We start from the raw sequence: 23,225 nt of genomic DNA on the forward strand, positions 1-23,225 counted from the left end.
CATGGCCCGCATGAAGTTCCTCCTCGACGCCGAGCGCTGCATCGAGTGCAACGCCTGCGTCACCGCCTGCAAGAACGAGCACGAGGTGCCCTGGGGCATCAACCGCCGCCGCGTCGTCACCATCAACGACGGCAAGCCCGGCGAGCGCTCGATCTCCATGGCCTGCATGCACTGCACCGACGCGCCCTGCGCGGCGGTGTGCCCGGTGTCCTGCTTCTACACGACGGCCGACGCCATCGTGCTGCACGACAAGGACCTGTGCATCGGCTGCGGCTACTGCTTCTACGCCTGCCCCTTCGGCGCGCCGCAGTATCCGCGCGTCGGCAACTTCGGCAGCCGCGGCAAGATGGACAAGTGCACCTACTGCGCCGGCGGCCCGCAGGCCGACAACACGCAGGCGGAGTACATCCAGTACGGCGCGAACCGCATCGCCGAGGGCAAGCTGCCGCTCTGCGCGGAGATGTGCTCGACCAAGGCGCTGCTCGCCGGCGACGGCCAGGTGATCGCGCAGATCTACCGCGAGCGCGTCCAGCGCCGCGGCTACGGCTCCGGCGCCTGGGGCTGGCGCACCGCCTATCGCGAGACGGTGGCGATCTGATGCGCGCGCTCCTCCTCGCCCTCGCCCTGCTCCTGGCCGCGCCCGTCGCCGGCCAGGCGCAGACCGCGCCGCAGATCAGCGGCACGCCGACCTCCCCCACCCCGATGCTGCCGCCGGTGGCGGACGAGCTCGAGGTGCTGAAGGCGCTGCAGGGCGGCCGCCTCGAGGGCCGGATCACGATCCCGGACCAGCAGGCCGCAAGCCTGATCCAGCCGCAGGGCCGGTCCTGGCGGGACTTCCACAACGTGACCCTGGCCTGGGTCGGCGGCATCGCCGTGCTCGGCATGCTCGCGCTGCTCACCGTGTTCCGGATCTCGAAGGGCCGCATCCCGGTGGAAGGCGGCCTCGCCGGCCGTACCATCCAGCGCTTCAACGGGCTTGAGCGCGCCAATCACTGGATGGTCGCCTCGACCTTCATCGTCCTGGCGCTCTCCGGCCTGAACCTGACCTTCGGCCGCCACGTGCTGCTGCCGATCGTCGGGCCGGAAGCCTTCACGGCGATCAGCCAGTGGGGCAAGTACGCCCACAACTTCCTGGCCTTCCCCTTCACCCTCGGCATCGTCGTGATGCTGCTGCTGTGGGTGAAGGACAACATCCCGAACGGCCGCGACATCAAGTGGTTCGCCTCGGGCGGCGGCCTTGTCGGCAACGAGCACCCGGACAGCGAGCGCTTCAACGGCGGCCAGAAGGGCATCTTCTGGATCACCACGCTCGGCGGCGCGACGGTGGCGGTGACCGGCTACATGCTGGTCTTCCCCTTCATGTTCACCGACATCGCCGGGATGCAGCTCAGCCACATCATCCACAGCATCGTCTCGGTGCTGATGATCGCGGTGATGCTCGCCCACATCTACATCGGCTCGATCGGCATGGAGGGCGCCTCCGACGCCATGACGACCGGGCAGGTGGACCTGAACTGGGCCAAGCAGCACCACAACCTGTGGGTCGAGAAGGAACTGGCGAAGGGCCGCGGCGCCGAGCCGCCGGCCTCCGCCCGGGCGGCCGGCGCGGACTGACCCGCGCCCACCTGCCGACGTCGCGCGGGCGCATGGCGAAGGCCGTGCGCCCGCTGCCTTTCGGGGGACCATCGCCATGACGCGGATCATCGGCCTCGCCGGCTGGAGCGGGGCGGGCAAGACCACCCTGATGGTGAAGCTGCTGCCGGCGCTGATCGGGCGCGGGCTTGCCGTCTCCACCCTCAAGCACGCGCATCATCGCTTCGACGTGGACACGCCGGGCAAGGATTCCTTCGAGCATCGCCGCGCCGGCGCCGCGCAGGTGATGGTCGCCTCCGGCACGCGCTGGGCGCTGATGACGGAGTTGCGCTCGGCGCGGGAGCCGACCTTGCGCGAACTGCTCGCGCGGATGGACCCGGTCGACCTCGTGATCGTGGAAGGCTTCAAGCGCGACGCCCATCCGAAGGTCGAGGTGCACCGCGCCGCCAACGGGAAGCCCTGGATGCGGCCGGAGATGCCCGGGATCGTCGCCGTCGCCTCCGACTTGCCCGCCCCCTACGACCTTCCCAGCGTGCACCTCGATGACGTCGATGGCGTCGCCGCGCTCGTGCTCGCCCATGCGGCGCCGATCGAGGCGATCGACTGGGCCGTCCGGCAGGAGGCCTGATGGCGCAGCTCTCCGACGATTGCTTCGCCTTCGGCGGCGCGCTGATGTCGGTGGAGGAGGCGCAGGCGCTGATCGCCGCGCGCGTGCCGCCGCCACAGGGCGAGGAGGTGGTGCCGCTGATGCGCGCGCGCGGCCGCGTGCTGGCGCGCGACCTCGCCGCGCCGATCGACCTGCCGCCCTTCTTCAATGCCGCGGTCGATGGCTGGGCCTTCCGCCATGCAGACCTTTCCGAAGGCGCGCCGACCGCGTTGCGGGAAGCCGGCCGCGTCGCCGCCGGCCACATGCCCGGCCGCCCGGCGGGCGAGCGCGAGGCGGTGCGCGTCTTCACCGGCGCGCCCATGCCGCCGGGCACCGACACCTGCATCATGCAGGAGGATGCGCGCCACGAGGGCCAGTACCTGATGGTCCCGCCCGGCCTGAAGCGCGGCGCCAATGCCCGCCCGGCGGGGGAGGATGTGGCGCGCGGCAGCCTGGCGCTGCAAGCGGGGCGCCTGCTGGGGCCGGCCGAGATCGGCCTCGCCGCGGCGCTCGGCCAGACGGGGCTGGCGGTGCGGAGCCTGCCGCGCATCGGCGTCTTTTCAACCGGCGACGAACTGGCCGAGCCCGGCCATGCGCTCGGCCCCGCGCAGACCCATGACAGCAACCGCGCCACCCTGCTCGCGCTGCTGGCCGGCCTGCCCTGCGAGGCGCGCGACCTCGGCATCCTGCCCGACGACGCGGACCGCACGGCCGCCGCGCTGGCCGAAGCCGCGCGCGCGCACGACCTGCTGCTGACGAGCGGCGGCGTGTCGACCGGGGAGGAGGACCATGTCCGCGCCGCGATCGAGGCCGGTGGCTCCCTGGTGTTCTGGCGCCTGGCCGTGAAGCCCGGCCGTCCGGCGGCGATGGGCGTCGTGGGCGGCACGCCGGTGGTCGGGCTGCCGGGCAATCCGGTGGCCGCGGTGGTGTGCTTCCTGCACCTCGCGCGGCCGCTGCTGATGCGACTCGCGGGGGCGGAAGCCGCGCCGCTGCCGCGCTACCCCGCCGTCGCGGACTTCGCCTATCGCAAGAAGGCGGGGCGGCGCGAATACGTGCGCGTGACGCTGCGGCGCGACGGCATCGCGCTGCGGGCGGACAAGTTCAAGCGGGAAGGGGCGGGGTTGCTGTCGTCGCTGACGCAGTCCGACGCCTTCGCCGAATTGCCCGAGGACATCACGGCGGTCGCGCCGGGCGATGCGGTGGCGGTGCTGCCCTTCGCCGGGATGCTGTAGTGGATGCGCCTGCCGCGGGGCTGATCCTGCTTCTGCTGGGCGCGCTGCTGATGCGGCGGGATCTGCGCGGGCTGGTGCGTCGCTTCGCCTGGCATCGCGCGGTCGCGACCATCCGCTTCGAAGCCGGGCCGCGCTGGCGCATCGACTTCACGCTGCCCGACGGGCGCGCGGCAAGCGTCGTGACGCGCGACCTGCGCCTGCTCGCGCGGCGCGAGGGCGATGGCCCGGTGACGATCCTGTACGACCCCAGGGCGCCCGAGCGGGGGATCGACCTGCCGGGACGGCCGGGCCTCGGCTTCGTCTGCGGGCTTGGCCTGGCGGGGTTCGGCCTCGCGGCCCTGCTACGGTAGCGCCAGGGGCTCGCTGACCCGGCGCTCCCCCTCATGCGCCACCAGTTCGACCCGCCCTTCCGCCGGGCGCATCACGGCGGCCAGCCGCGTGCCGTGGTTCAGCAAGGGCGGGATCAGCCAGGCGAAGCCGTCCGGCACGACGCCGCCGGCGACGATCTCCGCCATGCGGGCCATGCGAGGCGCGCTCTCGATCCAGCGCGGGGCGCCCGGCAGGTCCACCGATGCCCAGTGGTTCGCTGCCGCCAGCCCCGGCCCGCCGCGGACCGCGCAGCGGGCGCGCGCGCGTTCCACCACCGCGGCCTCGCCCGGCAGCGTGCCGGCGATGGTGAAGGTCACCGCCGCGGCCAGCGGCGTGTCGCGCAGCATCGCCAGCGCCGCGGCGTAGTCCGGCGCGGCATCGCAGGCCATCCGCAGCAGATGGGCCGGCGGCACGTCCCGGCTGCGCCAGGTGGCGGGGCGGGAGGCCGCCCAATCCGCCAGCAGCGCCGTCTTGCGGAGCCCTCGCCGCCGGGCCGCGGCCCCCACCCGCGTCAGCGGCAGCGGCGGCTGGTTGATGGCGATGGCGAAGCGCCCAGGCGCCAGCGCGGTGATGGCCCCCGCGAGGCCCGGCCAGCCGATGTTCAGCCATTCCCCCGCCGGGCCGGACTGGCGGATGACGCAGAGCGTCTCCCCCAACCCCGCGAGGTTGCCCCAGTCGAGCACCCGCAGCAGCACCGGCGCCGGCGCGTCCAGCACCCCGCAGGTGCAGCCCCATTCGAAGGACAGGTTCAGCAGATGCGCGCCGCGCGCGCCGATCGTGGCCGCGACGGCGGCGACCTCAGCAGCCAGCGGCGTGGCATTGCGCGCGAGCCAGCGGCGCGACAAGGCGTCGCCGACAGCAAGCCCCGCGCCGCCATACTGGCCGCGCGCGCTGCGCAGGATGGCGGCGGTATCCTCCGCCCGCGCGGCGGCGGCGAAGGCGGAAGGGTGATCGACGCCGCGCGCATCCACCACCGGGATGCGGCGCAGCGCCATGCGCGGGCGCTAGAGCCGCGCGCCGGTCGTCGAGAAGGCGGTTTCCGCCGTGCGCTGGAACTTGCTGTCCAGCACGAAGGCGGCGCCGACCGCGATGATGATGGCGAGCGCGATGCCCGTGACGATGGCCTTCATGGTGCGGCCCTTTCCTCAACCGAAGCCTGTGAGGTTTCTATGGCGTCGCGACCGGTCGTTTGCAACAGCGTCAGAAGGGTTTCCGCCGCGGCGAGGTCCTCGGGCGCATTGGCGTTGAAGAAGGGATCGACCGGGTCGGTCGGCCAGTCGGCATGGGTGCAGCCATGCCGCGCGGTCCAGCGGTCGATCTTGCGCTCGCCCCCCAGCAGGGCGGCGCGCAGGTCCTCCCGCAGCGCGACAGGCCAGAGGCCGATCGGCGGATGCGCCTGCCCGTCCGACCGGGCGCAGGCGAGCGGCACGCCCGCTTCCGCCCGCGCGGCATGCAGCCGCGCCACCAGGTCGCGCGGGATGAAGGGCGAATCCCCGGGAACGGAGACCACCCAGGGCAGGCCCGGCCGATGCGCCGCCGCCCAGTCGAGTGCGGCGAGGATGCCGGCGAGCGGCCCCGGATGGTCCGGCAGCCCGTCCGCCACCACGGGCAGCGCATAGGCCGCGAAGCGCGCCGGATCGCCATTCGCGTTCAGGACCGCGGTCGCGACCTGCGGGGCGAGGCGCGCGAGCGCATGATCCAGCATCGGCCGCCCGCCCAGCATCCGCAGCGGCTTGTCGCCGCCCCCCATGCGCCGCGCGAGGCCGCCCGCCAGCACGATCCCGAGCGTGTCAGCCCTCATCGCTCGCCGCCATCGCTTCCGAGCTGTTCTTGCGCCAGTGCTTCGCGGATTCCTCGGGCACGTAGTTCAGGTCCGCGTCGAAGACGATGCGGTCCTGCCCGGCGAGTGCGACGAAGCGCTTGCCCTTGCAGCGGCCGATCAGCGTCAGCCCCGCTTCCTGCGCGAGTTCCACGCCCCAGGCGGTGAAGCCCGATCGCGAAACCAGGATCGGGATGCCCATGCGCACGGTCTTGATGACCATCTCGGATGTCAGCCGGCCGGTCGTGTAGAAGATCTTGTCGTCGGGGCTCTCGCGGTGGCGGAACATCCAGCCGGCGATCTTGTCCACCGCGTTGTGGCGGCCGACATCCTCCATGTAGACGATGGGCTCGTCGCGCACGCACAGCGCGCAGCCATGGATCGCGCCGGCTTCCAGATACAGCGTCGGCAGCGTGTTGATCCGGTGCAGCAGGCGGTACAGCCAGGATGTGCGCAACTCGGTCTTCGCCAGGCGCACCTGCGCGAAGCCTTCCATCAAATCGCCGAAAGCCGTGCCCTGCGCGCAGCCGGAAGTGAGCGTCTTCTTGCGCAGCTTCTCCTCGAAGTCGGTGCGCTCCGGCGTGCGCACGACGACCACGCCCAGGTCGTCGTCATACTCCACGCCCGTCACCTCCGCGTCCGGCTTCAGCATGCCCTGGTTCAGCAGGTAGCCGAGCGCGAGGTCCTCCGGGCGGTCGAGGATCGTCATCATGGTCACGATCTCCTGCCCGTTCAGGTAGAGCGTGAGCGGGCGTTCCACCGTGACGCTCGTCTCGATCGGCTGCCCGGTATGGTCGATGCCGGCGACGCGGCGCGTCAGGCGCGGATCGGTCGGGTCGGGCTGGACGCGGAGCGTGTGTTCCATGGGCGCGACATGGGGGAAGCCGCGGCCCGGCACAAGCGGGGCTCCGCCCCGGGCCCCGCCAGGGCTTCGCCCTGGACCCACCAAAGGCCGAAAGGCCTTTGGAAACCGAGACCTGGCGGCCCGCCGGTGATCAGCCGGGCAGGAGAATTCCCCGGCCTGCGAAGAAGCGCGCGAAATCCGCGACGGCCAGCCGCGCATCGCGCTGCGACGCCGCCGTGTCGCCCGAAGGGTTGTGCAGCCGCAGCGCGCCGTCCTGCGCGCCGAAGACCAGCACGAGATGCCCCCCGCGCGACGGCGGGTCGCGATCCGGCCAGCGGATGAAGGGATGGACCGATGCGATGAACAGCCCGCCACCGGCGACGAACGCCGGGACGTCGTGCGCCGCGACATCCACGCGCACCTCGGCCGCCATCCGCGGCACCTCCCGCAGCCAGGCGACGGCGGGGGCGTAGATCAGGCCCCGGATGGCGCCATCCGGGTGCACCACGTAGCCGCCGCGCGTCGTGATCTCCCGCGCCAGGTCGAAGGCGCGCGGCGGGACCACCCCGCGCGCGGCGAGCGCCATGCGCAGGCAGGCGACGCCGCACAGGTGCTCCGCCCAGCGCGCGTAGTCGGCCGCGCCCGCGGCGCCGGAGCGCGGCCAGAGCGGGTCATCCTCGGCGCGCAGCGTGCCGGCGAGGATCTCCCCGATCCGCTGCGCCGATTCCCACTGCCCGAAATAGGGCGGGATCACCGCGGCCCTTGGGCCCGCCCGCGCCGCCATACGTCGTCCGGCGGCGACCAGTTCACCGGGTCGCGCAGTTCGCGCGCGAGGCCCTCGGCCATCGCCTCGAAGATAGCCTTGCCCTTCTCCGCCGTCGCGGCGCGGGCGTCGCCGCGCACGCCGGTGACCGGGGCGCGTTCGTTGAAGGCCCAGAAGCGCGAGGAGACCTGCTTCCCGGCATCGAAATTCCCGGGCGAGACGGAGTTGGCGATCTCCTCCTGCCGCACCTGCGACGGGTCGAGGTGCAGCCACAGGCTGGTCTCCGCCTCGCAGGCATGGTGCATCGCCTTCTGCGCCGTCAGCGCCTGGGCGATGGCCTCGGGCGCGACCTTCGTCACGGTGGTCGTCAGCACCGGAACGCCGAATTCATGCGCCAGCTCGCGCGCGCTGACGGCCAGCGGGTCGATGTTGCCGCCATGGCTGTTGAACAGCATGACGCGCGAAAAACCGTCCGCCAGCAGCGACTTCACGATGCAGCGCAGCACCCCGGCGAAGGTGGCGTAGTCCAGGCTGATCGTGCCGCCGAAGGGGAAGTGGTGCTCGGACAGGCCGAGCCACATCGGCGGCAGCACCACCGCCGGCAGGTCGGCGCAGAGCTCGGCGGCGCGCACCGCCACGGAATGGCCGATGAAGGAATCGGTCCAGACCGGCAGGTGCGGGCCGTGCTGCTCGAGGCTCGCGACCGGCACCACCACCACGGCGTTGCGTTCGGCGAGCGCGCGCAACTGCGGCGCGGTCAGGCGTTCCCAGCGGACCTCGGCCATCTCATCCCCTCCCCATCGCGTCCGCGCTCAGCCGCGGCCCATCGAGTAGAATTCGTCGTTCGGCCGCAGGCTCGTCACGTTGGCGAGCCGGTTAGACATGCCGAAGAAGGCGGCGATCGCCGCGATGTCCCAGATCGCCTCGTCGTCGAAGCCGGCTTCGCGCAGCGCCGCGTGGTCGGAATCGTTCACCTCGTTGGCGCGGTCCGTCACCTTCAGCGCGAATTCCAGCATCGCGCGCTGCTTGTCGGTGATGTCCGCCTTGCGCCAATTGGCCGCGACCTGGTCGGCGATCAGCGGGTTCTTCGCGCGGATGCGCAGGATCGCGCCATGCGCGACGACGCAGTACTGGCACTGGTTGCGGGAGGAGACGGCGACGACGATCATCTCGCGCTCCGCCTTGGTCAGCCCCTCGGCCTTGTCCATCAGCGTGTCGTGGTAGGCCATGAAGGCGCGGAATTCCGCCGGGCGGTGCGCGAGCATCAGGAAGACGTTCGGGATGAAGCCCGACTTCTCCTGCACCGTCAGGATCCGCGTGCGGATATCCTCGGGCAGGGTGGCGATGTCGGGGATGGGGGTGCGGGCGATCGGCTTCATGCGGCCGACCTTCCGCCCGAAGCGCGGATCAGTCCAGACCCAGCAGGCCGCGCGAGAAATCCCGCGCCTCGAAGGGCCTCAGATCCTCGGCCTTCTCGCCCACGCCCACCGCATGGACCGGCAGGCCGAATTCCTGCGCCAGCGCGACGACGACGCCGCCCTTGGCCGACCCGTCCAGCTTCGTCACGACCAGGCCCGAGACGTCGACCATCTCGCCGAACACCTTCACCTGCTGCACGGCGTTCTGGCCGGTGGTGGCATCCAGCACGAGCAGGACGGAATGCGGCGCGGTCTCGTCCACCCGGCGGATGATGCGCACGACCTTGCGCAGTTCCTCCATCAGCGCGGACTTGTTGTGTAGCCGCCCGGCGGTGTCGACCAGCAGCACGTCGAGCCCATCCGCCCGCGCCGCGGTCAGCGAATCGAAGGCGAGCCCGGCCGCGTCCGCGCCCGGCTTGGCGGGGGGGAAGAAGCGCGCGCCGGTGCGCTCGGCCCAGACCTGCAACTGTTCGACGGCCGCCGCGCGGAAGGTGTCGCCGGCGACGAAGCCGGCCTTCAGCCCCTGGTCGCGATACTGCTTGCCGAGCTTCGCGATCGTCGTCGTCTTGCCGGTGCCGTTCACGCCGACCACCAGCACGACATGCGGCGCGCGTGCGGGCTCGATGACCAGCGGCCGCGCCACGGGGGCGAGGATTGCGGCGATCTCCTCCGCGAGCGTCGCCTTCACCTCCTCATCCGTCACTTCCTTGCCGAAGCGCGTCTTGCGGAAGCCGTCCACGATGCGGCGGGAGGCGGCGACACCGAGATCGGCGGCGATCAGCGTCTCCTCCAGCTCCTCCAGCGCGGCGTCGTCCAGCTTCCGCTTGGTGAAGAGGCCGGTGACGCTCTCCGTCAGCTTGGCGGTGGAACGCGACAGGCCGGCCTTGAGCCGGGCGAACCAGCCGCCCTTGGCCGGCGGGTCCTCGGCCGCGGGGGGCGGGACCTCGACCGGGGTGGGCGCGGGGGTCGGTTCCGGGTTGGCGGGCGTCTCGGCCGGGCCGGGCTCCGGCGCCTCGGGCGCGGGGGGCGGGGCTTCCGGCGGGCCGGGGATGGGCAGTTCCGGCGGCCGCGGTTCCTGCGGCGCGTCCCCGCCGCCGCGCAGCCGGCCGAGCAGGTTCTTCAGCATCAGGCGGCCTCCGCCAGCAGCGCGTCGGGTGCGGCGCCGGTCACGCGCAGGCGGCGTATCTCGCCGGGCGTCGCGGCCGCGCCCAGCAGGCGCAGCGGCGCGAATTGTTCCGTGTGGCCGCGGTCGGGGTGTTCGAACAGCACCGCTTCCTCCTGGCCCACGCGCGCGGCGAACAGGCGCGCGGCGGCGCGGGCCCCTGCTTCCCGCAGCCTGGCGGCGCGTTCCTTCCGGACCGGCACGGGCAGCTGCGGCATGCGCGCGGCGGGCGTGTCCGGCCGTTCGGAATAGGGAAAGACGTGCAGGAAGCTCAGGCCGCAGGCGTCCACCAGCGACAGCGTCTCGGCGAAATGCTCTTCCGTCTCGGTCGGGAAGCCGGCGATCAGGTCGGCGCCGAAGACCATCTCGGGCCGCAGGCGCCGCGCGCGCTCGGCCAGCGCGATGGCATCCGTGCGCAGGTGCCGCCGCTTCATGCGCTTGAGGATCATGTCCGCGCCGTGCTGCAGCGACAGGTGCAGGTGCGGCATCAGCCGCTTCTCCTCGGCGATCAGCCGCCAGAGATCCTCATCCACCTCGACCGGGTCGAGCGAGGAGAGCCGCAGCCGCGGCAGGTCCGGCACCAGCGCCAGCAGCCGGCGCACCATCTGCCCGAGCGTCGGCCGCCCGGGGAGGTCCGGCCCGTAGGAGGTGATGTCCACCCCCGTGAGCACCACTTCGCGATACCCGGCGGAGACGAGCGCGCGCACCTGCTCGACGATCGCGCCGATCGGGACGCTGCGCGACGGGCCGCGGCCGAAGGGAATGACGCAGAAGGTGCAGCGATGATCGCAGCCCTGCTGCACCTGGACGAAGGCGCGGGCGCGGCCGGCGAATTCGGTCACGAGATGCGCCGCCGTCTCGGTCGCGGCCATGATGTCCGTGACCGGTGCGGGTGGGGCGTCCAGCGCGGCCCAGGTCTCGGGCTTCAGCTTGTCGGCATTGCCGATCACGCGCTCCACGCCGGGGATGGCGGACCACTTGTCCGGGGCGATCTGCGCGGCGCAGCCGGTGACGATGATGCGCGCGCCGGGGTTGTCCCGATGGGCGCGGCGGATGGCCTGGCGGGCCTGGCGCTCGGCCTCGGCGGTGACGGCGCAGGTGTTCACCACGATGGCGCCGGCATGGCCCGCCTTCGTGGCGAGATCCCGCATCGCCTCGGATTCATAGGTGTTGAGGCGGCAGCCGAAGGTCAGGACCTCGACGCTCATGGCCCGAAGGCCCCGAGGTCGAGCGTGCCGGTGAAGGCGGTGGCGACCGGGCCGGTCATCAGCACATGGCCGTCGGCCTCGCGCCATTCGATGACGAGGTCGCCGCGCTCCATGCTGACACGGGCGCGCCGCCCGGCGAGGCCGCGCCGCACCGCGTTGACCAGCGTCGCGCAGGCGCCGGAGCCGCAGGCGAGCGTCATGCCCGCGCCCCTTTCCCACATGCGCAGGCGGATCCACTCCGGGCCCATCACCTGCGCGAAGCCGATATTGGCGCGGTCGGGGAAGATCGCGTCGCGTTCGAGGGTCGGGCCGAGGCTCGCCACGTCCACCGCCTCGATGTCCGGGACGAAGAAGGTCGCGTGTGGGTTGCCCATGGAGCAGGCGGCGGGGTCCGAGACGGGGCCGAGGCCGATCGGCAGGTGGAGCGTGTCCGTCTCCCGCGCCAGCGGCACCTCCTGCCAGGCGAGCCGCGGCGCGCCCATGTCCGCGCGCCAGAGCCCGTCGGGCAGGCGTTCGACCGGCAGGTCGCCCGAGATGGTCCGGACGACCACGCGATCCGCCCCGCTTTCCCCGGCGACGAGGGAGGCGATGCAGCGCGTCGCGTTGCCGCAGGCCCCACCCTCCGACCCATCCGGGTTGTAGATGCGCATGAACACGTCGGCGCCGCGCGTGCCGGGCTCCATCACGATGAACTGGTCGCAGCCGACGCCGAAATGCCGGTCGGCGATGCCGACGATGCGGTCAGGGGTCAGGTCGAGGTCGCCGGCGCGCGCGTCCAGCACGACGAAGTCGTTGCCGAGGCCGTGCATCTTGCGGAAGGGAACCATGAAGGCGGGATATGCCCCGCCCGCCGGCCCGATCCAAGGGCTTCCGGCGCGGGCCAGACCTGCCCGAGGGCGGGGTCAGCCGTTCAGGAGCCGGTCGATGTCGTCCTGCGCGAGGTCCGGGCCGGCGGCCGCGGCCGGGGAGACGGTCTCGACATGGCCGACGACCTCGAGCTTGGGCGTCTCGGACGGGGTGCCGCCGGGCATCAGCCCTTCGAGCATGGTCTCGACCTGCTGCAGCTGCTTGATGGCGCGGCGGATGCGCTGGCCGGTCAGGTCCTGGAAGGAGCAGGCCTGGAAGATCTCGTTGACCTTCTCGGTCAGGGCGGCGACGCCGGCGGGGTCGCGGCTGCCGCTGTCGAGCCAGGTCTGGATCGCCTCGGCGGCCTCCATGATCGTGTCGGCGGCGGATTCGGTCGCCTGGACCACGGCTTCCAGCTCCAGGCCCGAATTGCGCGCGCCGCTGGCCGGGATGGCGATCAGGCGCGCGATCTGGGCATGGACCTCGGAGATGCGGCCGGCGATGTTCTCCTCGCTCATGCCCATGAGCTGGACGGAGGCGGCGACCTCGGCGCTCAGCTCGGCGATGCGGCGGTCCAGGAAGGCGCGCATCTCGGCGAACTGGGGCGCGAGCGCGTCACGGACGGCGTCGGCGGCGATGGGCGGCAGGGCTTCGGCGATGGTCACGGGCAGGCCTTCCGTCGCGGGTCGGGAATGGGCAAGAGTTAGCACCGGGATCGTGAAGGCTCCGTTGCCTGCCCGTGCGGGTTGCGCCGGCGGGCGGGGAGGGGTATAGGCCCGCCTCCCCGCGCCAGGCCGCCCACGGACATGCCTGGCCGGGATGCTTCCCCGCCGCATGGTGCGGCCCCGGTTCCCGGGCGCAAGGCGGGAAGCGCGACCCCGAGGAGGGCCAAATGTCCAAGATGAAGACCAAGTCGAGCGTGAAGAAGCGCTTCCGGCTGACCGCCTCCGGCAAGGTGAAGGCGGGTGCCGGCAACAAGCGTCACTGCCTGACCGCCAAGACCACGACCATGAAGCGCCAGAACCGCGGCATGTTCGTCCTGGACAAGCAGGACGGCGATACCGTGAAGCAGTGGCTGCCCTACGGGCTGAGCCGGTAAGGGAGGGGACGCACCATGGCTCGTGTAAAGCGCGGCGTCACCAAGCACGCCCGTCACAAGAAGGTCCTCAAGCTCGCCGAGGGGTATGTCGGCCGGTCCTCGACCGCCTACCGCCCCGCGCTCGAGCGCGTCGAGAAGGCGCTCCAGTACGCCTATCGCGACCGCCGCAACAAGAAGCGCGAGTTCCGCGGCCTGTGGATCCAGCGCATCAACGCCGCGGTCCGCGAACACGGCCTGACCTATTCCCGCTTCATCGCCGGCATCAAGGCGGCGGGGATCGAGATGGACCGCAAGGTCATGGCCGCGCTTGCCTTCGACGAACCGGCGGCCTTCGCGGCGCTGGTCGAGCAGGCGAAGGCCGCGCGGCCGGCAGGCTGAACGGCCGGCGGTGGCCGCTGCGTTCGGGGCCGCGACGCGATGGCGTTCGCGGCCCTTTTCGCATTTGCCGAAGCGTCGCCTCGTTCGCCCTGGGTGCGAGGACATCCCTTGGACCATGTCGCCCTGATCGCGGACCTGCATGGACTCTACCGGCAAGACGACCCGGACGCGGCGTACGAGGACCAGTGCGAGCGTCTGTTCGACTGGCTTGACTGGTTGGACACGCAGGCGCTGCCCGAGCGGGAGGCAGCGTTGAACGGGCTCGCACTCCATCTCGCGGATGGCTTCTCGAAGGGTGTATTCGATTTTCATTTCAGCAGCGGGGTCGTGAACGTGCTCTGGCCGAACGTCGCGGCTGCGGCGCCGCCGCTGCCGGAGGTCTTCTACGGCGTGTTCGAGGCGTTCGACGCCGGCGAATACGACCACGGCGACGGCAAGGATCCGGTCGAGACCTACACCCGTCCCGCGATCGTGGATCTACTGAGCAAATGGGGGGCGTCATGACCGAAGATCTGAGCGCGCTGTTGGCACGTACGGAGGCGGAGTTGGCCGCTGCCGCCGACCTGCGCGCGCTCGACGCCGTGCGCGTCGCCGTCCTCGGCAAGTCCGGCAGCCTGACCGCGCTGCTCAAGGGCCTCGGCACCGTGCCCGCCGAGCAGCGCAAGGACCGCGGCGCCGCGCTCAACCGCCTCAAGGGCGCGATCGAGGCCGCGCTCGACGCCCGCCGCGTGGTGCTCGACGCCGCCGCGCTCGACGCCCGCCTCGCCGCCGAACGCATGGACGTGACGCTGCCGCCGCGCCCCTTCGCCGCCGGCACCGCGGCCGAGGGCGGCATCCACCCGATCGCGCGGACCATGGAGGAACTCACCGCCCTGTTCGGCGCCATGGGCTTCGCCGTCGCCGAGGGGCCCGACATCGAGAGCGACTGGCACAATTTCGGCGCGCTCAACATCCCCGACCACCATCCGGCGCGGCAGGACCACGACACCTTCTACCTGCCGGAAGCCAACGGGCGGCGGCCGGTGCTGCGCACCCACACCTCGCCGGTGCAGATCCGCACCATGATCACGCAGGCGCCGCCGATCCGCGTCATCGTCCCCGGCCGCACCTATCGCGCCGACCACGACGCGACGCATTCGCCGATGTTCCACCAGGTTGAAGGCCTGGTGATCGACCGCGGCATCACGCTGGGGCACCTCAAGGGCTGCCTCGTCGATTTCCTGCGCGCCTTCTTCGGCATCTCCGACCTGCCGGTGCGGTTCCGCTCCTCCTACTTCCCCTTCACCGAGCCCTCGATGGAGGTCGACATCGGCTGGAGCCGCAAGACAGGCGAACTCGGCCAGGGCGGCGACTGGCTGGAGATCCTGGGCAGCGGGATGGTGCACCCGAAGGTGTTGGCCAATTGCGGCATCGACCCGCGGGAGTGGCAGGGCTTCGCCTTCGGCATGGGGATCGAGCGCATCACCATGCTCAAGCACGGCATCCCCGACCTGCGCCCGTTCTACGAGGCCGACATCCGCTGGCTGCGGCATTACGCGAGCAGCCCGCTGGCGCCGGCGACGCTGCACGAGGGGGTGTGAGGAGATGAAGTTCACCCTCTCGTGGCTGCGCGACCATCTCGACACCGAGGCCGGCGTCGATGAGATCGCCCGCACGCTGAATGCCATCGGCCTCGAGGTCGAGGGCATCGAGGATCGCGGCGCGGCGCTCGCCTCCTTCCGCATCGCCCGCGTGATCGAGGCGGTGCAGCACCCCAATGCCGACCGGCTGCGCGCGCTGCGCGTCGATGTCGGCGACGGGCGCGAACTCTCCGTCGTCTGCGGCGCGCCCAATGCCCGCACCGGCATGATGGGTGTGGCGGCGCTGCCCGGCGCCTTCATCCCCGGCACCGGCATCACGCTCAAGGCGGGCGAGATCCGCGGCGTGAAGTCCGAGGCGATGATGCTGTCGGCGCGGGAGATGGGCCTGGGCGACGACCACAGCGGCATCGTCGACCTGCCGGCGGATGCGCCGCTCGGCGAATCCTACGTGAAATGGGCCGGGATGGACGACCCGGTCATCGAGATCAGCGTCACGCCGAACCGCGGCGACGCGCTGTCCGTCCGCGGCATCGCGCGCGACCTCGCCGCGGCCGGGCTCGGCACGCTGAAGCCCTGGTCGGCGCCGGCGGTGGCGGGGGCCTACAAGGCGCCGCTGAACTGGAAGATCGAGGATCCGCGCGCCTGCCTCTGGGTGCTCGGCCGCGCAGTGCGCGGCGTGAAGAACGGGCCTTCGCCGAAATGGCTACAGGACCGGCTGGTCGCGATCGGGCTCCGGCCGATCAGCGCGCTGGTCGACATCACCAACTACTTCACCTTCGATGTGGGCCGCCCGCTGCACGTCTTCGACGTGGCGAAGGTGAAGGGCACGGACCTGACGATGCGCATGGCGCGCGCGGGCGAGACGCTGGTGGCGCTGAACGGCAAGACCTACGCGCTCACCGAGGAAGACGGCGTCATCGCCGACGCTGCGGGGCCGGAAGCGCTGGGTGGTGTGATCGGCGGCGAGCATTCGGGCTGCGACGAGGGCACCACCGAATGCTTCATCGAATGCGCCCTGTTCGACCCGGTGCGCATCGCGCTGTCCGGCCGGCGGCACGATGTGCGCACCGATGCCCGCGCGCGCTTCGAGCGCGGCCTCGACCCGGCCTTCCTGCCCGATGCGCTGGAAGCCGCGACGCGCATGATCATCGAGCTGTGCGGCGGGGAGGCGAGCGAGGTCTCCTTCGCCGGCGCCGAGCCGGCCTGGAAGCGGTCGGCCACGCTGCGCTTCGACCGGGTGCGCGACTATGGCGGGCTCGACCTGCCCGCCGATGAATCCGTCGCGCGGCTCGCGCGCCTCGGCTTCGCGGTGCAGGCGCGGGATGCGGAGAAGGTGACGGTCGCCGTCCCCTCCTGGCGCAACGACGTCGCCGGGGACCTTTCCGCCTATCGCGCCGGTGGCGGCACGCTGACGCAGTTCGAGGGGCTCGACCCCGCCCGCGCCGCCAAGGCGGCCGAAGGGCAGGCCGCGATCGAGCCGGAATGCGACCTGGTGGAGGAAGTGCTGCGCCTGGGCGGCCTCGACGCCGTGCCCGCCGTGTCGCTGCCCGCCGTCGCCGTCATCCCGCCGCCCGCCTTCACCGCGAAGCAGGCGCGCGCGGCGCTGGCGCGGCGCGTGCTGGCCGCGCGCGGCATGCAGGAAGCGGTGACTTTCGCCTTCATGGAGGCGAAGACGGCGGCGCTGTTCGGCGAGACTCCGGAGGCGCTGCGGCTGGTCAACCCGATCGCCGCCGACCTCGACCAGATGCGGCCGACGCCGGTCGCCTCCCTACTGCTCGCGGCCGCGCGCAACGCGGCACGCGGCTTCGCCGACGTGGCGCTGGCCGAACTCGGCGCCGCCTATCGCGACATCACGCCGGACGGCCAGGCGGCGGTGGCGGCGGGCGTGCGGCACGGTGCAACGCCGCGCCATGTCGCGGCACCGTCCCGCCCCGTCGATGCGCTGGACGCCAAGGGCGACGCGCTGGCGGTGCTGGACGCGCTGCGCGTGCCGATGGCCGCGCTGCAGGTCACCGCGGATGCGCCGGGCTTCTACCATCCCGGCCGCTCGGGCGTGGTCCGGCAGGGGCCGAAGACCGTGCTAGCCACCTTCGGGGAGGTGCATCCGAAGGTGCTCGCAGCGCTCGACCTGCCGGGCCCGGCCGTGGCCTTCGAGGTCTTCCTCGATGCCGTGCCGGATCCGAAGCGGCGCAAGAAGGGCGCGCCCGACCTGCCGCCCTTCCAGCCGGTGCGGCGCGACTTCGCCTTCATCGTTGAGGAGAAGGTCGCCGCCGACGCCCTGCTGCGCGCGGCGCGCGGCGTCGACCGCGCGCTCATCGCCGATGTCGCGCTGTTCGACGTCTATCGCGGCAAGGGCGTGCCGGAGGGGTCCAAGAGCCTCGCCATCGAGGTGACGATCCAGCCGCGCGAGGCGACGCTGACCGACGCGCAGATCGAGGCGCTGGCGGACCGCGTGGTGGCGGCGGTGGTGAAGGCGACGGGGGCGGTGCTGCGCGCCTGATCGCGGCCGGCGCCGCGCGGGGCGAATCGCGGGCTTGCGCGGCGGCCCGCGCTTCCGGCAGGTTCGTTGCTTCAACGATGCCGGAATGACCAGGATGCTGCGCCGCTCCTTCCTCGCGACGACGATGGCCCTGCCCGCGCTGCTGCCCGCCGGCGCGCGTGCCCAGGCCTTTCCCAGCCGCCCGATCCGCATCGTCAGCCCCTTCTCGGCGGGCGGCACCTCGGACGGCGTGGTGCGCCTGCTGTCGCCGACGCTCGAACGCGTCCTCGGCCAGCCCGTGGTGCTCGACAACCGGCCCGGCGCGGGCGGGACGGTCGGCACCGCCCATATCGCCGGCGAGCGGCCGGACGGGCATTCGCTGGTGCTCGCCAATGCGGGGCCGATGGCGATCGCGCAGACGCTGTTCCCGAACCTCGCCTACGACGTGCGCCGCAGCTTCTCCTACGTGATGCTTGTGGGCGGCGCGCCGATGGTGGTGGGCGTGCGGCCCGACAACCCGATCCGCAGCATGGCCGACTACCTGGCCGCGGCCCGCGCGCGGCCGGAGGCGATGAGCTACGGCAGCGCCGGCATCGGCTCGGTCGGGCACCTGGCCGGGATGTTGTGGGCGCGGGAGACGGGGGTGCAGCTGCTGCATGTCCCCTTCCGCGGGGGCGGCGAGGCCGAGCAGCAGGTGCTGGGCGGCAGCCTGGGCTCGCTGTGGAACACGCTCGGCGCCCATGCCGGCAGCGTGCGCGGGGGTACGCTCCGCGCGCTCGCGCTGACCAGCGGTGAGCGCATGTCCACCTTCCCCGAGGTGCCCAGCATCGTCGAGGCGGGTTTCCCGACCGCGACCGCGATCAACTGGTTCGTCCTGGCCGGTCCGGCCGGGATGCCGGAGCCGGTGGTGGCCCGGCTGCGCGAGGCCTTCACCGTGGCGCTCAACGAACCCGGCATGACCGAGCGCGTCGCCGGCCAGGGCGTGCTGCGGATGCAGGACCAGGGCCCGGCCGATGTGCAGGCCTTCGTGGCGCGCGAGGTGGAGCGCTGGGCGCCGATCGTGCGCGCGAGCGGCGCCACGCCGACCTGAACGCATCCCCGCCCGGCACCGGCGCGGCGCGGCCGCCCGGTGGCCAGCGGCGCCGCGCGCGGCCATGCTGGCGGCCGGCCCGCGCGGGCAGGGAGGCGATCGGATGGGGCGCGTGACCGAAAGTGACGGCAAGGCGCGCAGCCTGGCCGTGCTGTGCGTGGCGGTCGCGCTGACCCTGTCGGTCTGGTTCGCCGGCACGGCGGCGGTGCCCCGCCTGCTGGCCGACGGCCTGGTCACGCCCGGCCGCGCCGCCTGGCTGACCGCGGCGGTGCAGCTCGGCTTCGTCGCGGGCACGCTGGTCTCGGCGGTGCTGTCGCTGGCGGACCGGCGGGATCCGCGCCGGTTGTTCATGGCATCGGCGCTGGTGGCCGCGGCGGCGACGCTCGCGCAGACGCTGGTCGCGCCCTCGGGGGCGGCGGCGCTCGCGCTTCGCTTCGTCGCCGGGGCCGCCATGGCGGGCGTCTATCCGGTCGGGATGAAGCTGGCGGCATCCTGGTCGCGCGGCGACCTGGGGGTGCTGATCGGGCTGCTGGTCGGCGCGCTCACGCTGGGCTCCGCCCTGCCGCACCTGATCCCGACGCTGCTCGGCGGGATCGGCTGGCGGGCGGCCTATCTCGGCGCGGGGATCCTGGCGGCGCTCGGCGGGCTGACGATCCTCGCCTTCCGCGCCGGGCCGCTGATGGGCGCGCGTCCGCCCTTCCGCCCGTCGCAGATGCTGGAGGCGTGGCGCAATCCCGGATTGCGGCTCGCGAACATCGGGTATCTCGGCCACATGTGGGAACTCTACGCGATGTGGGCCTGGATCGGCCTGTTCCTCGCGATGGTGCTGGGGCACGCGGGCGTGGGGCCGCTGGTCTTCGGCGTGGTGGCGGCCGGCGCGATCGGTTCCGTGCTGGCGGGGCTGGTGGCGGACCGGTGGAACCGCGCGCGCGTCGCCGCCGGCTGCATGGTCGTCTCGGGCTGCTGCGCGCTGGTGATCGGGGCGACGGCGCCATGGCCGATGCTCGCGCTGGCCATCGCCTTCGTCTGGGGCTTCGCGGTGGTGGCGGATTCGGCGCAGTTCTCGGCCTGCGTCGTGAGCCTCTCGCCGCCCGACTACGTCGGAACGATGCTGACGGTGCAGACCTCGATGGGCTTCCTGCTGACCGCGGTGATGATCGGCGTGCTGCCCTGGATGATGGCGACGCTCGGCTTCGCGGCGGCCTTCGCGCTGCTCGGCATCGGGCCGCTGGTCGGCGCCGTCGCGATGTGGCGGCTGGCGCCGATGCTGCCGCGTCAGTCCTTGCCCAGATAGGCCGTCGCGTCGATCTCCACGAGGCAGTCGGGCGAACCCAGGCCGCTGACGATGCAGGAGACGCGGTGCGGCGGGTCCTCGGCGAAGTTCGCGAAGTACACCTCGTTCATCGGTGCCCAGTCGTCGCGCGAGGTGACGTAGACGGTGCATTTCACAACGTCCGCCATGGTGCCGCCGGCCTGCTCGATCAGCGCGCGGATGTTGTCGATCGTCTGCTGCGTCTGCGCGCGCACGTCGCCCACGGCGAAGCGGCCTTCCCGGTCGCGGCCGGTCGAGCAGACGAACATGAAGCCGCCCGCAACCGTCGCCTGCGCGAAGGGGAGGGCGGGCTTGAACACCTTGTCGGAGGAGATGGCGCGCTTGGGCATCGCTTCGGGTCCCGGTCCTGCTGGCACGGGCGATGCTAGGCCCGGCCCGCGCCGATGGACAGGCGGCCCGCCGCGGCGCGACCATGGCGCGCCTGCCGGGGGAACAGACCGCATGACGCCGCGCCGAAGCCTGCTTGCCGCGCTTGTCGCCGCCCCCGCGCTGGCGCGGCCATCCTTCGCGCAGATCCTGCCGGGTGGGCGGCCGATGCGCTGGGTTGTACCCTTTCCGCCGGGCGGTGCCGCCGATGCCATTGCCCGCATCTGGGCCGAGGCGGTCACGGCCCGCACCGGCCAGGCCGTGGTGGTGGAGAACCGCGGCGGGGCCAACGGCATCCTCGGCGTGCAGGCGGTGGCGCAGGCGCCGGCGGATGGCGCGACGCTCGGCGTGCTGAACGTCGCCTTCTTCACCGCCCTGCCGCTGATGATGGCGCGCCCGCCCTACGACCCGGCGCGGGAATTGAAGCCCGTGACCCGGCTCGTCACGTCGACCGTGCTGTGCTGCGTGACGGCGGAACGGGCACGGCAGCGGGGCTGGACCGACTTCCGCGCCCTGCTGACCTGGGCGAAGCGGCCGGGCAACCAGTTGACCAAGGGGTCCGCGAGCAATGGCGGGCCGGCGCACCTGCTGATCGCGACCATCGCCCGGCGCAGCGGGGCGGACATCCTGCACGTGCCCTATCGCGGCGGGGCGCCGGCGCTGAACGACCTGCTCGCGGGCCAGATCGACATGGTGTTCGACTTCATGCCGGCGCTGATGCCGCATGTGGCGGCGGGGCGGCTCGTCCCGCTCGCCGTCGGCAGCCGGGACCGCAGCCCGCTGATGCCCGCTGTGCCGGGCCTGGGCGAATTCGCCGATCTGGGGATCGGCGACCTCGACCTGCAGTCCTGGAACGCCCTGGCCGCGCCGGGCGGCCTGCCGGACGAAACTGCGACCCGGATCGCCGATGGCATCCGCACCGCCGCGGGCGCGCCGGGGTTGGGGGAGAGGCTGGCCGCGGCTGGCCTCGTCCTGCCCCCGATCGACAGCCCGGCCGAGACCGCCGCGCGCATCGCCGCCGACGCGCCCCGCTGGCGGGAGATGGTGGAGGTTTCAGGCGCCCGCATCGAGTAGCCCCGAAGAGGTTGGACTTCGGGCACTTCTGCCCTATCTCCCCCGGCAGACGGCCTGGCGCCACCCCGCGCCGGCCCTTGCCCGGATTACCATGACCGACACGCCGCTCGACCGCATCCGCAACTTTTCCATCATCGCCCATATCGACCATGGCAAGTCGACGCTGGCCGACCGCCTGATCCAGGCGACCGGGGCGCTGACCGCGCGCGAGATGAAGGAGCAGGTGCTCGACAACATGGAGATCGAGCGCGAGCGCGGCATCACCATCAAGGCGCAGACGGTGCGGCTGACCTATCCGGCGAAGGATGGGAAGACCTACATCCTGAACCTGATGGACACGCCGGGGCATGTCGACTTCGCCTACGAGGTCAGCCGCAGCCTCGCCGCCTGCGAGGGGTCGCTCCTGGTCGTCGACGCCTCCCAGGGGGTCGAGGCGCAGACGCTCGCGAATGTCTACCAGGCGATCGACGCGGGGCACGAGATCGTCCCCGTCCTGAACAAGATCGACCTGCCGGCGGCCGAGCCCGCGCGCGTGAAGCAGCAGATCGAGGACGTGATCGGGCTGGACACGTCCGATGCCGTCGAGATCAGCGCCAAGACCGGGCTGAACATCGAGGGCGTGCTCGAGGCGATCGTCACGCGCCTGCCGCCGCCGACCGGCAATGCGAACGCCACCACCACCGCGCTGCTGGTGGACAGCTGGTACGACGCCTACCTGGGCGTGATCATCCTGGTGCGGGTGAAGGACGGCTTCCTGCGCAAGGGCCAGCGCATCCGCATGATGTCGTCGGGGTCGGTGCACACCATCGAGCAGGTGGGCGTCTTCGCGCCGAAGCTGGTGCCGACCGACAGCCTGGGACCGGGCGAGATGGGCTACCTGACCGCGGCCATCAAGACGGTCGCGGACACCAATGTGGGCGACACCATCACCGACGACCGCAACCCGGCGACCGAGGCGCTGCCCGGCTTCAAGCCGTCCATCCCCGTGGTGTGGTGCGGGCTGTTCCCGGTCGATGCCGACGACTTCGAGAAGCTGCGCGAATCGCTCGGCAAGCTGCGGCTGAACGACGCGTCCTTCCACTTCGAGACCGAGACCTCGGCCGCGCTGGGCTTCGGCTTCCGCTGCGGCTTCCTCGGGCTGCTGCACCTCGAGATCATCCAGGAACGCCTCTCGCGCGAATTCGACCTGGACCTGATCGCGACGGCGCCCTCGGTCGTCTACAAGATCCACAAGACCAACGGCGAATCCTTCGAGCTGCACAACCCGGCCGACTTCCCCGACGGCAGCGTGATCGACCACATCGAGGAGCCGTGGATCAAGGCCACGATCATGCTGCCGGACGACTACCTCGGCCCGGTGCTGACGCTGTGCAACGACCGTCGCGGGCAGCAGGTGGAACTGACCTATGTCGGGTCGCGCGCGATGCTGGTCTACCGCCTGCCGCTGAACGAGGTGGTGTTCGACTTCTACGACCGGCTGAAGTCCGTCTCGCGCGGCTACGCGTCCTTCGACTACCAGATGGATGGCTACGAGGAAGGCGACCTGGTCCGGATCTCGATCCTGGTGAATGCCGAGCCGGTCGATGCGCTGTCCTTCATGGCCCATCGCGGCCAGGCCGAACGGCGCGGCCGCCAGATCTGCGAGAAGCTGAAGGACCTGATCCCCCGCCAGCTGTTCAAGATCCCGATCCAGGCGGCGATCGGCGGGCGCGTCATCGCGCGCGAGACCATTTCCGCCCTGTCGAAGGACGTGACCGCCAAGTGCTACGGCGGCGACATCTCCCGCAAGCGCAAGCTTCTGGAAAAGCAGAAGGAAGGCAAGAAGCGCATGCGGCAGTTCGGCAAGGTCGAGATCCCGCAGAGCGCCTTCATCGCCGCGCTCAAGATGGACGCCTGATCGGGGCGGCTGACCCGCCGCCCCGACAC

The 23,225-nt window shown here is 72.1% G+C and carries 26 protein-coding genes; 14 read left to right on the forward strand and 12 right to left on the reverse strand.

Annotated elements, in window-relative coordinates:
- Position 1 precedes the first annotated feature (1 nt).
- The 5 genes from fdh3B to J5Y09_RS06605 all read left to right on the forward strand — a co-directional run bounded on the left by fdh3B (position 2) and on the right by J5Y09_RS06605 (position 3,821).
- The gene (gene fdh3B / locus J5Y09_RS06585) at positions 2-598 is read left to right on the forward strand and encodes a formate dehydrogenase FDH3 subunit beta (protein WP_209350956.1); all 597 of its coding nucleotides are present in this window, start codon (positions 2-4) and stop codon (positions 596-598) included.
- Positions 598-1,614 (forward strand): formate dehydrogenase subunit gamma, encoded by a 1,017-nt coding sequence (locus J5Y09_RS06590; protein WP_209350957.1) that lies wholly within the window; start codon positions 598-600, stop codon positions 1,612-1,614. The genes fdh3B and J5Y09_RS06590 overlap by 1 nt, the downstream gene beginning before the upstream one ends.
- Positions 1,615-1,690: 76 nt before the next feature.
- Positions 1,691-2,221: a molybdopterin-guanine dinucleotide biosynthesis protein B gene (gene mobB, locus J5Y09_RS06595; protein ID WP_209350958.1), complete on the forward strand. Its 531-nt coding sequence runs from the start codon at positions 1,691-1,693 to the stop codon at positions 2,219-2,221.
- The gene (locus J5Y09_RS06600; RefSeq protein WP_209350959.1) at positions 2,221-3,471 is read left to right on the forward strand and encodes a molybdopterin molybdotransferase MoeA; all 1,251 of its coding nucleotides are present in this window, start codon (positions 2,221-2,223) and stop codon (positions 3,469-3,471) included. The genes mobB and J5Y09_RS06600 overlap by 1 nt, the downstream gene beginning before the upstream one ends.
- The gene (locus J5Y09_RS06605; RefSeq protein ID WP_209350960.1) at positions 3,471-3,821 is read left to right on the forward strand and encodes a hypothetical protein; all 351 of its coding nucleotides are present in this window, start codon (positions 3,471-3,473) and stop codon (positions 3,819-3,821) included. The genes J5Y09_RS06600 and J5Y09_RS06605 overlap by 1 nt, the downstream gene beginning before the upstream one ends.
- Here the strand turns inward: J5Y09_RS06605 and J5Y09_RS06610 are convergent.
- The 11 genes from J5Y09_RS06610 to J5Y09_RS06655 form a co-directional block, all read right to left on the reverse strand.
- Positions 3,813-4,835: a C45 family peptidase gene (locus tag J5Y09_RS06610; protein ID WP_209350961.1), complete on the reverse strand. Its 1,023-nt coding sequence runs from the start codon at positions 4,833-4,835 to the stop codon at positions 3,813-3,815. The two genes, J5Y09_RS06605 and J5Y09_RS06610, sit on opposite strands and share 9 nt — an antisense overlap.
- A 9-nt stretch (positions 4,836-4,844) precedes the next feature.
- A complete protein-coding gene (locus tag J5Y09_RS24555) occupies positions 4,845-4,970 on the reverse strand; it encodes a hypothetical protein (RefSeq protein ID WP_280845250.1) in 126 nt (41 codons plus the stop codon).
- Complete coding sequence (mobA, locus tag J5Y09_RS06615; RefSeq protein ID WP_209350962.1) at positions 4,967-5,641, reverse strand: molybdenum cofactor guanylyltransferase MobA; 675 nt, start codon at positions 5,639-5,641, stop codon at positions 4,967-4,969. The genes J5Y09_RS24555 and mobA overlap by 4 nt, the downstream gene beginning before the upstream one ends.
- A complete protein-coding gene (gene fdhD / locus J5Y09_RS06620; RefSeq protein WP_209350963.1) occupies positions 5,631-6,524 on the reverse strand; it encodes a formate dehydrogenase accessory sulfurtransferase FdhD in 894 nt (297 codons plus the stop codon). The genes mobA and fdhD overlap by 11 nt, the downstream gene beginning before the upstream one ends.
- Positions 6,525-6,654: 130 nt before the next feature.
- Positions 6,655-7,257: a hypothetical protein gene (locus J5Y09_RS06625; RefSeq protein WP_342451422.1), complete on the reverse strand. Its 603-nt coding sequence runs from the start codon at positions 7,255-7,257 to the stop codon at positions 6,655-6,657.
- On the reverse strand, positions 7,254-8,051 hold the full coding sequence (locus J5Y09_RS06630) for a creatininase family protein (RefSeq protein WP_209350965.1): 798 nt from the start codon (positions 8,049-8,051) through the stop codon (positions 7,254-7,256). The genes J5Y09_RS06625 and J5Y09_RS06630 overlap by 4 nt, the downstream gene beginning before the upstream one ends.
- 27 nt (positions 8,052-8,078) lie before the next feature.
- Entirely contained in the window at positions 8,079-8,645 is a 567-nt protein-coding gene (locus tag J5Y09_RS06635; RefSeq protein ID WP_209350966.1) for a peroxidase-related enzyme, read from the reverse strand.
- 28 nt (positions 8,646-8,673) lie between these two features.
- The gene (gene ftsY / locus J5Y09_RS06640; protein WP_209350967.1) at positions 8,674-9,810 is read right to left on the reverse strand and encodes a signal recognition particle-docking protein FtsY; all 1,137 of its coding nucleotides are present in this window, start codon (positions 9,808-9,810) and stop codon (positions 8,674-8,676) included.
- Positions 9,810-11,054, reverse strand: a complete 1,245-nt coding sequence (mtaB, locus tag J5Y09_RS06645) for a tRNA (N(6)-L-threonylcarbamoyladenosine(37)-C(2))-methylthiotransferase MtaB (RefSeq protein WP_209350968.1) — start codon at positions 11,052-11,054, stop codon at positions 9,810-9,812. The genes ftsY and mtaB overlap by 1 nt, the downstream gene beginning before the upstream one ends.
- The gene (gene dapF / locus J5Y09_RS06650; protein ID WP_209350969.1) at positions 11,051-11,881 is read right to left on the reverse strand and encodes a diaminopimelate epimerase; all 831 of its coding nucleotides are present in this window, start codon (positions 11,879-11,881) and stop codon (positions 11,051-11,053) included. Before dapF ends, mtaB begins: the two co-directional genes overlap by 4 nt.
- Before the next feature lie 75 nt (positions 11,882-11,956).
- Positions 11,957-12,565, reverse strand: a complete 609-nt coding sequence (locus J5Y09_RS06655) for a protein phosphatase CheZ (RefSeq protein ID WP_342451423.1) — start codon at positions 12,563-12,565, stop codon at positions 11,957-11,959.
- Between the two features lie 227 nt (positions 12,566-12,792).
- Between J5Y09_RS06655 and rpmI the strand changes: the two genes are divergently transcribed.
- The 7 genes from rpmI (at position 12,793) to J5Y09_RS06690 (ending at position 19,820) form a co-directional block, all read left to right on the forward strand.
- Entirely contained in the window at positions 12,793-12,999 is a 207-nt protein-coding gene (gene rpmI, locus J5Y09_RS06660) for a 50S ribosomal protein L35 (protein WP_209350970.1), read from the forward strand.
- Positions 13,000-13,014: 15 nt separating this feature from the next.
- Positions 13,015-13,377, forward strand: a complete 363-nt coding sequence (rplT, locus tag J5Y09_RS06665) for a 50S ribosomal protein L20 (RefSeq protein ID WP_209350971.1) — start codon at positions 13,015-13,017, stop codon at positions 13,375-13,377.
- 108 nt (positions 13,378-13,485) lie between these two features.
- Positions 13,486-13,881, forward strand: coding sequence for a hypothetical protein (locus J5Y09_RS06670; RefSeq protein WP_209350972.1), 396 nt, complete (start codon positions 13,486-13,488; stop codon positions 13,879-13,881).
- Positions 13,878-14,957, forward strand: a complete 1,080-nt coding sequence (gene pheS / locus J5Y09_RS06675) for a phenylalanine--tRNA ligase subunit alpha (protein ID WP_209350973.1) — start codon at positions 13,878-13,880, stop codon at positions 14,955-14,957. Before J5Y09_RS06670 ends, pheS begins: the two co-directional genes overlap by 4 nt.
- A 4-nt stretch (positions 14,958-14,961) precedes the next feature.
- Positions 14,962-17,457: a phenylalanine--tRNA ligase subunit beta gene (gene pheT / locus J5Y09_RS06680; RefSeq protein WP_209350974.1), complete on the forward strand. Its 2,496-nt coding sequence runs from the start codon at positions 14,962-14,964 to the stop codon at positions 17,455-17,457.
- A gap of 85 nt (positions 17,458-17,542) precedes the next feature.
- Entirely contained in the window at positions 17,543-18,526 is a 984-nt protein-coding gene (locus J5Y09_RS06685) for a Bug family tripartite tricarboxylate transporter substrate binding protein (RefSeq protein ID WP_209350975.1), read from the forward strand.
- A gap of 112 nt (positions 18,527-18,638) precedes the next feature.
- Positions 18,639-19,820, forward strand: coding sequence for an MFS transporter (locus J5Y09_RS06690; RefSeq protein ID WP_342451424.1), 1,182 nt, complete (start codon positions 18,639-18,641; stop codon positions 19,818-19,820).
- On the opposite strand, the gene J5Y09_RS06695 is transcribed toward J5Y09_RS06690, so the two are convergent.
- Positions 19,802-20,188 carry a RidA family protein gene (locus tag J5Y09_RS06695; RefSeq protein ID WP_209350977.1) on the reverse strand — a complete coding sequence of 129 codons (387 nt, stop codon included), beginning with the start codon at positions 20,186-20,188 and terminating at the stop codon, positions 19,802-19,804. The genes J5Y09_RS06690 and J5Y09_RS06695 overlap by 19 nt on opposite strands.
- 112 nt (positions 20,189-20,300) lie before the next feature.
- Between J5Y09_RS06695 and J5Y09_RS06700 the strand changes: the two genes are divergently transcribed.
- Both J5Y09_RS06700 and lepA read left to right on the forward strand, forming a co-directional pair.
- On the forward strand, positions 20,301-21,299 hold the full coding sequence (locus J5Y09_RS06700) for a Bug family tripartite tricarboxylate transporter substrate binding protein (protein ID WP_209350978.1): 999 nt from the start codon (positions 20,301-20,303) through the stop codon (positions 21,297-21,299).
- A 91-nt stretch (positions 21,300-21,390) separates the two neighbouring features.
- Positions 21,391-23,196 carry a translation elongation factor 4 gene (gene lepA / locus J5Y09_RS06705; RefSeq protein ID WP_209350979.1) on the forward strand — a complete coding sequence of 602 codons (1,806 nt, stop codon included), beginning with the start codon at positions 21,391-21,393 and terminating at the stop codon, positions 23,194-23,196.
- Positions 23,197-23,225 lie beyond the last annotated feature (29 nt).

The sequence above is a fragment of the Roseomonas nitratireducens genome (assembly GCF_017813355.1).
GTDB classification, from domain to species: domain Bacteria; phylum Pseudomonadota; class Alphaproteobacteria; order Acetobacterales; family Acetobacteraceae; genus Neoroseomonas; species Neoroseomonas nitratireducens.